Source organism: Streptomyces sp. SS8 (genome assembly GCF_054072955.1).
In genome coordinates this window covers 1-13430 of record NZ_JBSVCZ010000002.1, presented here as the reverse complement: position 1 = coordinate 13430, position 13430 = coordinate 1, and the positions used below count along the sequence as shown (strand labels likewise).

The following is a 13430-nucleotide window of genomic DNA, read 5'->3' as shown; positions in this document are numbered from 1 at the left end:
CATGAACCACACCTCGCCCGAGGACCTGCAGCACTTCGTGCAGCTGCCCGAGCCTTCGGCCGGGCCGCTGCGGCAGGTGCTGCGCCGGCTGCTGGCCGCGCTGGTCGTGCTGCTCGTGACGGTGTTCCTGGTGTACCTCGAGCGCGACGGCTACACCGACGGAGCCGACGGCGAGGTCTCGCTGCTGGACTGCTTCTACTACACCACCGTCAGCCTCTCCACGACCGGCTACGGCGACATCGCCCCGGTCAGCGACAGCGCCCGGCTGGTCAACGTACTGGTCATCACCCCGCTGCGCGTCCTGTTCCTGATCATCCTGATCGGCACCACCCTGGAGGTGCTGGCCGAACGGACGCGCCAGCAGTTCCGCCTGGCCCGCTGGAGGTCCTCCTTGCGCGACCACACCGTCATCATCGGCTTCGGCACGAAGGGGCGTTCCGCGGCCGAGACGCTCATCTCGACCGGGGTCCCCCGGGAGCGGATCGTGATAATCGATCCGAGCCGCAAGGTCGTCGAGGCGGCGAACGCCGACGGCTACACCGGCGTCGTCGGCGACGCGACCCGCAGCGACGTCCTGCTGAAGGCGGAGGTGCAGCGGGCGGCCCAGGTGGTCATCTCCACCCAGCGCGACGACACCGCGGTCCTGGTGACGCTCACCGCCCGCCAGCTCAACCGCAATCTGCGCATCGTCGCGGCGGTACGCGAGGAGGAGAACGCGCCGCTGCTGCGGCAGTCCGGCGCGGACGCCGTGATCACCAGCGCCAGCGCCGCCGGGCGGCTGCTCGGGATGTCCATGCTCAGTCCGAGAGCGGGCGCGGTGATGGAGGACCTGATCCACCAGGGCACGGGCCTGAACCTCACCGAGCGCCCGGTCACCAAGGCCGAGGCCGGCCGCTCCCCCCGCGAGTGCAAGGACCTCGTGGTCTCCGTGGTCCGCGGCCACCGGGTGCTGGGCTACGACGACCCGGACGCGGCCGTCCTGGAGCTGACCGACCGCCTCGTCGTCATCCGCCGTGCCACCCCCTCCACCACCGTCATGCCCTCGGAGACCCCGCGGGGGTAGCGTCATCCCATGTACGCGATCACCATCACCGAACCCGGCGGCCCCGACGTCCTCGCCTGGACGGAGGTGGACGACCCCGTGCCCGGCGACGGCGAGGTGCTGGTCGAGGTGGCGGCCGGCGCCGTCAACCGGGCCGACATCCTCCAGCGGCAGGGCTTCTACGACCCGCCCCCGGGCGCGTCGCCCTACCCCGGGCTGGAGTGCGCGGGCCGGATCGCCGGGCTGGGGCCGGGCGTGGGCGGCTGGAGGACCGGCGACCAGGTGTGCGCGCTGCTCGCCGGCGGCGGGTACGCGCAGAAGGTCGCCGTGCCGCACGGCCAGCTCCTGCCGCTGCCCGAGACCCCCGACGGCCCGCTCGACCCGGTCACCGCCGCCGCCCTCCCCGAGGTCGTGTGCACGGTCTGGTCGAACGTCTTCATGCGGGCGAAGCTGCGCCCCGGCGAGATGCTGCTGGTCCACGGCGGGGCCAGCGGCATCGGCACCATGGCGATCCAGCTCGCCAAGGCCGTCGGCGCGCGGGTGGCGGTCACCGCGGGCAGCCGCAGGAAACTGGAGCGCTGCGCGGAGCTGGGCGCGGACGTCCTGATCGACTACCGCGAGCAGGACTTCGCCGAGGAGGTCCGGGCGGCCACCGGCGGACGCGGCGCGGACGTGATCCTCGACATCATCGGCGCCAAGTACCTGGAGCGGAACGTGAAGGCGCTCGCCCGCGGCGGCCGGATCGTCGTCATCGGCCTCCAGGGCGGGGTCAAGGGTGAGCTGAACCTGGGTGCGCTGCTCGCCAAGTGCGGTACGGTCTCGGCCACATCGCTGCGCGGCCGTCCGCTGGAGGAGAAGGCGGAGATCGTCGCGGCGGTGCGCGAGCACGTCTGGCCGCTGATCGCCGCGGGGCGGGTCCGCGCGGTCGTGGACCGCACCGTGCCGATGAGTAATGCCTCCCGGGCTCACCGGGTACTCGAGGAGAGCGATCACGTGGGCAAGGTCGTCCTCACCGTCTGAGGCACCGGTCCGGCGGTCCGGGCCGGGATGCCGGGTCCGCGCGTTCGTGTGACGCTTGTTACACCATTCGATGCCTGGTACGGGAGGGGGCGTAGCGGTGAGGGAAGCCGCGATCACCCTGCTGGCCTGCGCGATGGTGCTCGTTCCGGCACCCGTCGCCCTGGCCTCCCAGCAGTCCGCGGCCGTGGCGGCCGCGCCCGGCGGCGCGCAGGACGCGGTGGGGCCCAGAGCGGAGGGCCAGGGCAAGCCCTCGTCCTCTCCCACCGCCTCCCCGGACGACCCGGGGGAGAGCGGGGAGCCGGACGACCCGGAGGAGACGGACGACCCGGAGGAGACGGAGCGTCCCCCGCGGTTCACCCTGCCACCGTGGCCGCCGGGCGACTCCTCCCCCGGCCCGGACCCGTCGTCCACGCCCACACCCACGCCGGAGCCCTCCTCCGGCGAGCCCTCCGGCGAACCGTCCGGTACGGCCCCCGGCCGGGACGGCGACGGGGAGCGCGGCTCCACAGAATCCGCCGAGCCGCCGGGCACCCCGCCGCAGACCCCGCGGGGCCGGACCGAGCAGATCGTCGACCGGCGGGCCGGCGTCGGCGACCACTACGACGACTACGTGTACGACGACGGCCGAGGCGGCGACGAGCCGGCCCGGCACCGTGCGACGCCCGCCACCGGCGGCCAGCTCCTCCCGGTGCTGCCGCTCGGCGCCGGGCTGACCTTCCTCGGCCTGGGCCTGGCCTCGCTCGCCCTGCGGCTGCGGCGCTGAGACGGGCCGCACCGCCCCGGGGGGATCGCCCTCCGGCCGCACGGGCGGGCATTGCAGAATGGGGGTATGACTCAGCCGATGAACGAACGCTCGCAGGAGAGCCAGCACGTCCTGGTCGTCGGGCCGGACGGGATGGCCCTCGGCAGCACCGCCGCTCCCAGGAGCGGGGACGGCGGCTCCGACGACGAGCCGCGCGAGATCCCCGTGACGGAGATGGTCGAGCAGCCCGCGAAGGTCATGCGGATCGGCAGCATGATCAAGCAGCTCCTGGAGGAGGTCAAGTCGGCCCCCCTGGACGAGGCCAGCCGCGCTCGGCTCAAGGAGATCCACGCCAGCTCGGTCAAGGAGCTGGAGGACGGCCTGGCGCCCGAGCTGATCGAGGAGCTGGAGCGGATCTCGCTGCCGTTCACCGACGACGTGGTGCCCACCGACGCCGAGCTCCGGATCGCCCAGGCGCAGCTGGTGGGCTGGCTGGAGGGGCTGTTCCACGGCATCCAGACGGCGCTGTTCGCCCAGCAGATGGCGGCCCGCGCCCAGCTGGAGCAGATGCGCCGCGCGCTTCCGGCGGGTGCGCTGCCCGACGAGGAGGGCGACGGGCGCGGCGGCCAGATCCGCTCCGGCGGCCCCTACCTCTGAGCCGCCGCCCCGAGGGGCCTCCTCCGGAAAGCCCCGGGGCGGCCCGGACTCCGTACGCGCGAGGGGCCGGCACGCGATCCGCGTGCCGGCCCCTCGTCCGCGTCCGCCGCCGTCAGCCCTCCGGGTGGCCGGTGGAGACGGTCAGCGTGATCTTGTCCTTCTTCGGGTCGAAGCCCTTGTAGGCCTCCGGGGACTGCTTGAGGACGGTGTTCTTCCCGTACAGGTTCTCGTCCTCGTACTCGATGTCGTCCAGGATCCAGCCCGCCTCGCGGACGCACTCCTTGACCGAGTCCAGGTGCTTGAACGTCAGGTCGGGCATGCTCGTCTTGCCCTTGTCGAAGAGGCTCTCCGAGGCCTCCGTGCACTTGGCCGGGTCGATGGTCTTCGAGGTGTCCTCGTCCTTGAAACCGTCGTCGCCTTCGTCGCCTTCGTCGCCGTCGTCACCGCCGTCGTCGGTGTCCGTGCCGGCGCCTTCGCCGTCGGTCTTCCGGCCGCCCGTGCCGCCGGAGTCGCCCCCGCCGGTGCCCGCGGGCTGCTCGGCCGTCCGCACGGGCCCCGGGGACTCGCCCGCCCGCGGGTCCTCCCCGCTGCCGTTGTTGAGCGTCACCGCGATGATCACGGCGGCGACGACGATGATCGCCGCGACCGCCGATCCGACGATCACCCCGGTGTTCCTGCCGCCGCCCGAGGGCTGGGGCTGGGGCGAGACGGTGTACGGCGGCGGGGTCGGCGGGCCGCCCTGGGGGCCGTACGGGCCCGGCGCCGGGGTGGAGTAACCCTGCTGGACCGGCCCCGCGGCCCCGAAGCCGGCCGTCGGCGCGTAGTGCGGCTGGTACGGCTGCTGCACGTTCGGCGGCGGCGGGGTGGCCTGGGCGTCCACCGGCGGGAAGACCGACTGGGAGACGGCCGCCCCGCTGTTGGGGCCGGGGGCGCCGCCGGCGATCAGCGGGGTGGTGTTCGAGGCGACCACCGAGTTGCGGACGCGCTCGCACTCCCGGCGCATCGCCTCGGCCGTCGGGAACCGCTCGTTGGGGTTCTTCTTCAGCGCCCGCGCGACCAGCGCGTCCACGGCCACGGGCAGCGACCGGTTGATCGACGACGGTACGGGCGGCTCCTCCTGGACGTGCGCGTACGCGATGGCCAGTGGCGAGTCCGCGTCGAAGGGGAGGCGCCCGGTGAGCAGCTCGAAGAGCATGATGCCCACCGAGTACAGATCGGAGCGGGCGTCCACGCCGCGCCCCAGCGCCTGCTCGGGGGAGAGGTACTGCGGGGTGCCGACGACCATGCCCGTCTGCGTCATCGAGGTGACGCCGGACTGCATGGCGCGGGCGATGCCGAAGTCCATCACCTTGACCGTGCCGCGTCTGTTGAGCATGACGTTGCCCGGCTTGATGTCCCGGTGCACCAGCCCCATCTCGTGGCTGGCCTCCAGCGCGGCGAGCACCTCGGAGACGATCGTCAGCGCCTTGTCGCTCGGCATCGCCCCGAGCCGGGCCACGTCCTCGTCGAGGACGGTGCGCAGCGGCTTGCCCTCGACGTACTCCATGACGATGTACGGCACCGTCGCGCCGTCGATCTCGTCCTCGCCGGAGTCGAAGACGGAGACGATGTTGGTGTGCGTCAGCTTGGCGACCGCCTGCGCCTCGCGGCGGAAGCGCTCCCGGAAGGACTGCTCGCGGCCCAGCTCGGTGTGGAGGGTCTTGACCGCCACCTGCCGGTCGAGCACCGTGTCGTAGGCGAGGTGCACCGACGCCATGCCGCCCTGGCCCAGCAGATCGCGCAGCTGGTAGCGCCCGCCGCCGACCGTACGCCCCTGGTACGCGGCCTGTGCGCCGTCGTCGCTCATCTGACTGCTTCCCCCTCGGCGCCGCAGGACTGCCGTCTTACGGGCCTGCGCGTGTGCGGTTGCTCTGCTGGTGCCCGTGGTGCCGCCGACCGGCCTTCCGGGAACGCCGGGCGGGGCACCGGTCCGCCCGTGGACTCCACCCGTGATTCCAGGCCAAGTCTGCCCCAGCGGCCGGACACGTCAAGGCGCTTGCCCGTTCCGTGACCCGATGCGCGCATAGGTGTCACACGCGCTCGCGGGGGCGCCCGACATCGTAACTTGCCAGCCGGACACCCGAGCGGGTTGGATGGTCCGTTGCTGCCCCCAGCGCTCTCGGCACCACGTTCCGCGCCGCTCTCTCCGCCTTCGCCGAGGGGCCCGGCCCCCGGACCCTGTTAGCGTGCTCAGGGAGCAGAGCGTACGGATCCGCGCTCGCGGACCTGATCTACGGCGAGGACTGATGGCACAGACACAAGCCGCCGGAGGGCCTTCGGAGCCCGACGAGACTGCTGGTGGGGTGTCCGATTCGCCCGAGTCGTGGGGCAGCGGCGGTGTGGTGGGCGACGGGCGCTACCGCCTCACGCGCCGACTCGGCCGGGGCGGCATGGCGGAGGTGTTCGCCGCCGAGGACGTACGCCTGGGCCGCACCGTCGCCGTCAAGCTGCTGCGCGCGGACCTCGCCGAGGACCCGGTCTCCAAGGCCCGCTTCACGCGCGAGGCGCAGTCCGTCGCCGGCCTCAACCACCACGCGGTGGTGGCCGTCTACGACTCCGGCGAGGACGTGGTCGGCGGCAACACCGTGCCGTACATCGTCATGGAGCTGGTCGATGGCCGCACCATCCGCGAGCTCCTGCTCAACGCCGACGCGCCGCCGCCCGAGCAGGCGCTGATCATCATCTCCGGTGTGCTGGAGGCGCTCGCCTACAGCCACCAGCACGGCATCGTGCACCGCGACATCAAGCCCGCCAACGTCATCATCACCAACAACGGCGCCGTGAAGGTGATGGACTTCGGCATCGCCCGTGCCCTGCACGGCGCGTCCACCACCATGACCCAGACGGGCATGGTCATGGGCACCCCGCAGTACCTCTCCCCCGAGCAGGCGCTCGGCAAGACGGTCGACGCCCGCTCCGACCTGTACGCCACGGGCTGCATGCTCTACGAGCTGCTCGCGCTGCGCCCGCCGTTCACCGGCGAGACCCCGCTGTCGGTGGTCTACCAGCACGTCCAGGACGAGCCGGTGCAGCCCTCGCGGGTGAACGACTCGGTGCCGCCGGAGCTGGACGGCCTGGTGATGCGGGCGCTGGCCAAGGACCCGGACGACCGCTTCCAGACCGCCGAGGAGATGCGCGGCCTGGTGCAGTACGCGCTGCGCATGCTCCAGGAGCAGGGCGGCCACACCGGCGGCCTGTGGAACACCGGCGCGGTGGTCTCCACCGGCGCCACGCCCGCCATGGGCACCCCGGGCGCCTACCAGGGTGGCGACACCCCCTCCGCCACCCCCGCGGGCGGCTACACCGCCGACGCGACCCGGGTCGGCCCGCCGCTGCTGATGGGCACCCCCGGCGGCGGCTCGTACGACGGCGGCGGATACGACACGGGCGGCGGCTACGGCGACGGGCGCCGGGGCGGCAGCGGCCTGAAGTACGGGCTGATCGCCTTCTTCTCCGTCCTCGCCATCGCCGCGGGCATCTTCCTGGCCGTCAACGGCAACGAGGGCGGCCAGGAGCACAAGGGACCGGAGAAGACCACCTCCACGCCCTCCCAGGAGGAGAGCTCGTCCGAGCCCTCGCCCGACGAGGAGGAGACCGAGGAGCCAGGCCAGGACGGCAACACCGAGCCCGGCGGCACGGGCGGCTGGCAGAACGGCGGCGGGAACACCGGCGGTTCCGGCGGCTGGCAGAGCAGCCCGGAGCCCTCGCCCAGCGGCGAGCCCAGCGAGCCCGACGGCGGCACCGACGAGGGCACCACCGAGGGCGGCGCCGACACCGGGGGCACGGGTGATGGCGGCGCCACCGAGGGCACCACCGAGGGCGGTACGGAGACCGGTGGCACGGGTGACGGCGGCGCCACCGAGGGCGGCTCCGGCGGCGACTCCGGCACCACCACCGGCGGTACCGACACCACCACCGGCGGCACTACCGCCGGCGACGGGGCGGCCACGGCCGGGGGAGCGCCGGGCGGGCCCGGCGGCGGCTCCGGGGGCTGACCCGGCTCCGGCCGGCAGCCCCGCAGCCCCGCCCCGGGCGGCGGGCCCGGACGGCCGGAGCGACCGGCACCCGGCCCGCGGCCGGTGGCCCTGAGCCCGGCACCCCGCCCCGGGCACCCCGCCCCGGGCGGCGGATCCGGTCGGCCCGGTATCTCCGGCCGACCTCGGCCAACCCCGGTCGGTTCCAGCACCTGGCCCGTCCCACGGCCGGTGCCCCGACACCCGGCTCGGCCCAGGGCGGCGGATCCGGTCTGTCCCGGGCCCCCGGCAGCCGGCGCCCACGGCCGGTGCCCCGGCGCCTGACCCGGCCCCGCGCCCCCGGCCGGGCAGAGCCCGCCCCCGGGCGGCAGTCCCGGGCGGCCCGGCGCCCAGCCGGCGACCTCCGGCGGCAGTCCCAGCCGGCAATCCCGGGCGGCCCCGGCCGCCCATACCACCTCCGCACCCCCGTCGCACAACGCGTCCGGACGGTGGCTCCCGGTGATCTACGATCCCCGGCGTGCAGTCTCCCCACCTCTCCCGTTTCACCCTCGCCACGCTGGTGCGGCGCTTCGGCGCCGGGGAGCCGATCTCCTGCGAGCCGGTGGCCCAGGGGCTGCTGAACCGCGGCTACCGGCTGTCCACCACGCGGGGCCGGTTCTTCCTCAAGCACCACCTCGACGGCGATCCGCGCGACCCGGCCCGCATCGAGCACCAGCACCGCGTCACCCTCCGCCTCGGCGCCCTCGGGGTGCCGGTCGTACCGGCGGTCGAGGACGCCTCGGGGCGGACCGTCGCGGTGGTGGAGGACCGCTGCTACGCCCTCCACCCGTGGGTGGACGGCCACCACCGCGACGGCGGTGAGCTCTCGTGCGGGCAGTCGCGCCGCCTGGGCGCGCTGCTGGGCCTGGTGCACGTACGGCTGGGCCAGGTCGCGCCCGTGCCAGCCGCCGAGTGCGCCGCCGAGCCCAGCGCCGACCCGGAGGTCACCTTCGGCCTCATCGACGAACTGCTGGCCCGGGTGCGCACCCGTACCCGGCGCGACTGCTTCGACGAGCTGGCCGACCACCGGCTGCGCGAGCGCCGCGCCCTGCTGGAGCGCCACGCCCACCGCCGCCCGCCCGCCGGGGCCGAGCCGGTCGCCGGGTGGGTGCACGGCGACTTCCACCCCCTCAACCTGCTCTACCGGGACCGGGCCCCCTGGGAGCCCGTCGCGATCGTGGACTGGGACCGGCTCGCCGTGCAGCCGCGCGCGGAGGAGGCGGTGCGGGCCGCCGTGATCTTCTTCCTGCGGCCCGGCGGCGCCCTGGACCTGGCCAAGATCCGGGCCTACGCCCGCGCCTACCGCGCCGCCACCGGGGCCGGGGCGGACGAGATGGCCGCGGCCGTCCACCGGGTGTGGTGGGAGCGGCTCAACGACTTCTGGATGCTGCGCTGGCGCTACCAGCTGCGCGACCGCCGCACCGATCCGCAGTTCCCGGCGGCCTCCGCGCTGGTGGTGTGGTGGACCGGCCGCTACGAGGCGGTGCGCGATGCCTTCTGTCTGTAGCCCTGCCTGTGGTTCCGCCTGTGGTTCCGCCTGTGTCTCCGCCCGCACTTCCGCCCGCAGGAGGTGTATGGGCCCGTATGGGCGGTACACGGCTCCTGCGGGACCGTATGCCCCTTCACCCTCCGTGTCCGTCTCACATACCGATCAGGCACCATCTCCGCGTCACTCATCCACAGCTCTTCCCGTCACTTCGGTACCGGGATAACGTGCGCTTGTCCCAGGCGCTTGCGAGGCTGTGACCAGTGACGTTCCAGGCTTTTGCGATTTACTTGGAAACCCAAGCAAAATTGCAGGTCAGGGACCCTTCGCGCATGTGCGGAGGTACTGGGTAACGTGCTGACAGCGGGCCGTCGAACGGGACACCTGTCACCGCTCGGTTCCGTCCGCGCCGCACCTACCCCGTGGGCCGTACGGATCCGGGCGAGCCTCTCCCTGCCACCGGCGGGGAAACCCCAGGCTTCCCGGCGACCCCGGGGGCCGGACAGACGGAGGAGCACAAGTGACCGTGGAGAGCACTGCCGCGCGCAGCAAGCCGCGCCGCAGCAGCGGAAAGCGCACCACGACGAGCGGGGCGAGGAAGCGCTCGCAGTCGGCCGCGCGCCCCGAGCTCGTACAACTGCTGACGCCGGAGGGCGAGCGGGTCGAGCACCCGGACTACTCGCTGGACCTGACCCCCGACGAGCTGCGCGGTCTGTACCGCGACATGGTCCTCACCCGCCGGTTCGACGCCGAGGCCACCGCGCTGCAGCGTCAGGGCGAGCTGGGCCTGTGGGCGTCGCTGCTGGGCCAGGAGGCCGCGCAGATCGGCTCGGGCCGGGCCCTGCGGGACGACGACTACGTCTTCCCGACCTACCGGGAGCACGGCGTGGCCTGGTGCCGCGGGGTGGACCCGACCAACCTGCTGGGCATGTTCCGCGGCGTCAACAACGGCGGCTGGGACCCGGGCAGCAACAACTTCCACCTCTACACCATCGTCATCGGCTCGCAGGCGCTGCACGCCACGGGCTACGCGATGGGCGTGGCCAAGGACGGCGCGGACAGCGCGGTGATCGCCTACTTCGGCGACGGCGCGTCCAGCCAGGGCGACGTGGCGGAGGCGTTCACCTTCTCCGCGGTCTACAACGCGCCTGTGGTGTTCTTCTGCCAGAACAACCAGTGGGCGATCTCCGAGCCCACCGAGAAGCAGTCCCGCGTCCCGATCTACCAGCGCGCCGCCGGCTTCGGCTTCCCCGGCGTCCGGGTGGACGGCAACGACGTGCTGGCGGTGCTGGCCGTGACCCGGGCCGCCCTGGAGCGCGCCCGCGCCGGCGAGGGCCCGACCCTGGTCGAGGCGTTCACCTACCGGATGGGCGCCCACACCACCTCCGACGACCCCACCCGCTACCGCAAGGACGCCGAGCGCGAGGAGTGGGAGGCCAAGGACCCGATCCTGCGGCTGCGCACCTACCTGGAGAAGGAGGGCCTGATCGACGCCGACTGGCTCGCCGGGCTCGACCAGGACAGCGACGCGCTGGCGCTGCGGGTGCGCGAGGCCATCCGGACCATGCCGGACCCGGACACCATGGCGATCTTCGAGAACGTCTACGCCGACGGGCACGCGCTGGTCGACGAGGAGCGCGCCCAGTTCGCCGAGTACCTGGCGTCCTTCGCCGACGAGGAGGGCCGCTGAGATGGCCAACACCAAGATGCCCATGGCCAAGGCGCTCAACGAGTCGCTGCGCAAGGCCCTGGAGACCGACCCCAAGGTCCTGATCATGGGTGAGGACGTCGGCAAGCTCGGCGGCGTCTTCCGCATCACCGACGGCCTGCAGAAGGACTTCGGCGAGGACCGGGTCATCGACACCCCGCTGGCCGAGTCCGGCATCGTCGGCACCGCGATCGGCATGGCGCTGCGCGGCTACCGGCCGGTGGTGGAGATCCAGTTCGACGGGTTCGTCTTCCCCGCCTACGACCAGATCGTCACCCAGCTGGCGAAGATGCACGCCCGCGCGCTGGGCAAGGTCAAGCTGCCGGTCGTCGTCCGCATCCCCTACGGCGGCGGCATCGGCGCGGTGGAGCACCACAGCGAGTCGCCCGAGGCGCTGTTCGCGCACGTGGCGGGCCTGAAGTGCGTCTCGCCGTCCAACGCCTCGGACGCCTACTGGATGATGCAGCAGGCGATCGCCTGCGACGACCCGGTGATCTTCTTCGAGCCCAAGCGCCGCTACTGGGACAAGGGCGAGGTCGACACCGAGGCCATCCCCGGACCGCTGCACAGGGCGGTCGTCGCCCGTGAGGGCACCGACCTGACGCTGGCGGCCTACGGGCCGATGGTGAAGACCTGCCTGGAGGCCGCCGCGGCGGCCGAGGAGGAGGGCAGGTCGCTGGAGGTGCTGGACCTGCGGTCGATGTCCCCGGTCGACTTCGACGCGATCCAGGCCTCGGTGGAGAGGACCCGCCGCCTGGTGGTGGTCCACGAGGCGCCGGTCTTCCTGGGCACGGGTTCGGAGATCGCCGCCCGGATCACCGAGCGGTGCTTCTACCACCTGGAGGCGCCGGTGCTGCGGGTGGGCGGTTTCCACGCGCCGTACCCGCCGGCCAGGCTGGAGGACGAGTACCTGCCGAACCTGGACCGGGTGCTCGATGCCGTCGACCGCGCGCTGGCGTACTGAGAGTAGGGGCTGAGGAGAGTCGTGACGATGACTGATACGGCTGCCGCCGGGGCCACTGCCCAGCGCATCCGCGAGTTCAGGATGCCGGACGTGGGCGAGGGCCTGACCGAGGCCGAGATCCTCAAGTGGTACGTCGGGCCCGGTGACACGGTGACCGACGGCCAGGTGGTGTGCGAGGTGGAGACGGCCAAGGCGGCCGTCGAGCTGCCCATCCCGTACAACGGCGTGGTGCACGAGCTGCGCTTCGAAGAGGGCGTCACCGTGGACGTGGGCACCACGATCATCACGGTGGACACCGACCCGTCGGCGGGGCCCGCGCAGGCGCCCGCCGCGCCCGCGGCCGGGGAGACCGCGCCCGCCGCGCCCGCCCCGGCCGAGCCGGAGGCGGCCGAGGAGGAGGGCGCCAAGCGCCAGCCGGTGCTGGTCGGCTACGGCGTCGGCACCGCCTCGACCAAGCGGCGTCCGCGCAAGCAGCAGCAGAACCACGTGCGGGACGCGCAGGCCGCCGTCCAGGCCGAGATGGACGCCACCACCACGCCCCCGGCCGCGGCGCCCGCCGTCGAGGAGGCCGAGCGTTCCCCGCAGCGCCCGCTGGCCAAGCCGCCGGTGCGCAAGCTCGCCAAGGACCTGGGTGTGGACCTGGCCGCGATCGTGCCGACCGGCCCGAACGGGATCATCACCCGCGAGGACGTGCACGCCGCTGCGGCCCCGGCGCCCTCGCACGAGGCCGCCGCCGTGACCGGCACCGCCCCCCAGGCGGCCCCCGCTCCGGCAGAGGCCCCGGCCCCGGCCCCGGCGGTGTGGAGCACCGGCGAGCGCGAGCGCCGGGTGCCGATCAAGGGTGTGCGCAAGGCGACCGCGCAGGCGATGGTCTCCAGCGCCTTCACCGCGCCGCACGTCACGGAGTTCATCACCGTCGACGTCACCCGCACGATGAAGCTGGTGCAGGAGCTCAAGCAGGACCCGGACATGGCGGGCCTGCGGGTCAACCCGCTGCTGCTGGTGGCCAGGGCGCTGCTGGTCGCCATCCGCCGCAACCCGGAGGTCAACGCCGCCTGGGACGAGGCCAACCAGGAGATCGTCCACAAGGATTACGTGAACCTGGGTATCGCCGCGGCCACCCCGCGCGGTCTGATCGTGCCGAACATCAAGGACGCGCACGCCAAGACCCTGCCGGAGCTGGCGCGGGCGCTGGGCGATCTGGTCGCCACCGCCAGGGAGGGGAAGACATCCCCGGCGGACATGTCCGGCGGCACGGTCACGATCACCAACGTCGGCGTCTTCGGCGTCGACACCGGCACCCCGATCCTCAACCCCGGGGAGTCGGCGATCCTGGCCCTCGGCGCGGTCAAGCTCCAGCCGTGGGTCCACAAGGGCAAGGTCAAGCCGCGCCAGGTCACCACTCTGGCGCTCTCCTTCGACCACCGCCTGGTCGACGGCGAGCTGGGCTCCAAGGTGCTGGCCGACATCGCGGCCGTCCTGGAACACCCCAAGCGCCTGATCACCTGGGCCTGACGGCCTGACGGCCTGACGGCCTGACGGCCTGACGGCCTGACGGGCCGGCGGACCACGGCGGGGGCCCCCCCCCCCCCCCCGGCGGGCGCCCCCCGCCCCCCCCCCCCCCCCGCCCCCCCCCCCCGGGGGGGCCCCCCCCCCCCCCCCCCCCCCGCCCCCGGGGGGCGGGGGGGGGGGGGGGGGGCGGTGGGGGGGGCCCCCGCCCCCCCCCCCCGGCCCCGCCCCCGGGGGGCCGCGTGGTAAA

Annotated in this window: 10 protein-coding genes; 9 read left to right on the top strand and 1 reads right to left on the bottom strand. The window is 73.7% G+C overall.

The genetic code is table 11. The features are described from left to right. Position 1: 1 nt before the first annotated feature. From ACW69E_RS01925 to ACW69E_RS01910, 4 genes are all read left to right on the top strand, one after another. Positions 2–1063: a potassium channel family protein gene (locus tag ACW69E_RS01925; protein WP_457496415.1), complete on the top strand. Its 1062-nt coding sequence runs from the start codon at positions 2–4 to the stop codon at positions 1061–1063. Positions 1064–1072: 9 nt separating this feature from the next. Continuing rightward, positions 1073–2062, top strand: coding sequence for an NAD(P)H-quinone oxidoreductase (locus ACW69E_RS01920; protein ID WP_457496414.1), 990 nt, complete (start codon positions 1073–1075; stop codon positions 2060–2062). A gap of 97 nt (positions 2063–2159) precedes the next feature. Next, positions 2160–2825, top strand: a complete 666-nt coding sequence (locus ACW69E_RS01915) for a hypothetical protein (RefSeq protein WP_457496413.1) — start codon at positions 2160–2162, stop codon at positions 2823–2825. Positions 2826–2891: 66 nt separating this feature from the next. Beyond that, a complete protein-coding gene (locus tag ACW69E_RS01910) occupies positions 2892–3461 on the top strand; it encodes a bacterial proteasome activator family protein (RefSeq protein ID WP_457496412.1) in 570 nt (189 codons plus the stop codon). A gap of 112 nt (positions 3462–3573) precedes the next feature. Here ACW69E_RS01910 and ACW69E_RS01905 read toward each other — a convergent pair whose 3' ends face one another. Then, entirely contained in the window at positions 3574–5307 is a 1734-nt protein-coding gene (locus tag ACW69E_RS01905) for a protein kinase domain-containing protein (RefSeq protein WP_457496411.1), read from the bottom strand. A 439-nt stretch (positions 5308–5746) separates the two neighbouring features. Here ACW69E_RS01905 and ACW69E_RS01900 point away from each other — a divergent pair, with 439 nt between their 5' ends. The 5 genes from ACW69E_RS01900 (at position 5747) to ACW69E_RS01880 (ending at position 13186) form a co-directional block, all read left to right on the top strand. Next, complete coding sequence (locus tag ACW69E_RS01900) at positions 5747–7495, top strand: protein kinase domain-containing protein (RefSeq protein ID WP_457496410.1); 1749 nt, start codon at positions 5747–5749, stop codon at positions 7493–7495. Between the two features lie 496 nt (positions 7496–7991). After that, entirely contained in the window at positions 7992–9020 is a 1029-nt protein-coding gene (locus tag ACW69E_RS01895) for a phosphotransferase (RefSeq protein WP_457496409.1), read from the top strand. A 499-nt stretch (positions 9021–9519) separates the two neighbouring features. Continuing rightward, positions 9520–10689 (top strand): pyruvate dehydrogenase (acetyl-transferring) E1 component subunit alpha, encoded by a 1170-nt coding sequence (gene pdhA, locus ACW69E_RS01890; RefSeq protein ID WP_457496408.1) that lies wholly within the window; start codon positions 9520–9522, stop codon positions 10687–10689. A 1-nt stretch (position 10690) separates the two neighbouring features. Then, positions 10691–11671, top strand: a complete 981-nt coding sequence (locus ACW69E_RS01885) for an alpha-ketoacid dehydrogenase subunit beta (protein WP_457496407.1) — start codon at positions 10691–10693, stop codon at positions 11669–11671. 27 nt (positions 11672–11698) lie between these two features. Next, positions 11699–13186 carry a dihydrolipoamide acetyltransferase family protein gene (locus tag ACW69E_RS01880; protein WP_457496406.1) on the top strand — a complete coding sequence of 496 codons (1488 nt, stop codon included), beginning with the start codon at positions 11699–11701 and terminating at the stop codon, positions 13184–13186. Positions 13187–13430: the final 244 nt, after the last annotated feature.

Excerpts from the sequence above, each read along its gene's own strand:
- ACW69E_RS01905 (WP_457496411.1), bottom strand. The coding sequence starts at position 5,307 with ATGAGCGACGACGGCGCACAGGCCGCGTACCAGGGGCGTACGGTCGGC.
- ACW69E_RS01900 (WP_457496410.1), top strand. The coding sequence starts at position 5,747 with ATGGCACAGACACAAGCCGCCGGAGGGCCTTCGGAGCCCGACGAGACT.
- ACW69E_RS01910 (WP_457496412.1), top strand. The coding sequence starts at position 2,892 with ATGACTCAGCCGATGAACGAACGCTCGCAGGAGAGCCAGCACGTCCTG.
- ACW69E_RS01925 (WP_457496415.1), top strand. The coding sequence starts at position 2 with ATGAACCACACCTCGCCCGAGGACCTGCAGCACTTCGTGCAGCTGCCC.
- ACW69E_RS01885 (WP_457496407.1), top strand. The coding sequence starts at position 10,691 with ATGGCCAACACCAAGATGCCCATGGCCAAGGCGCTCAACGAGTCGCTG.
- ACW69E_RS01880 (WP_457496406.1), top strand. The coding sequence starts at position 11,699 with ATGACTGATACGGCTGCCGCCGGGGCCACTGCCCAGCGCATCCGCGAG.
- ACW69E_RS01920 (WP_457496414.1), top strand. The coding sequence starts at position 1,073 with ATGTACGCGATCACCATCACCGAACCCGGCGGCCCCGACGTCCTCGCC.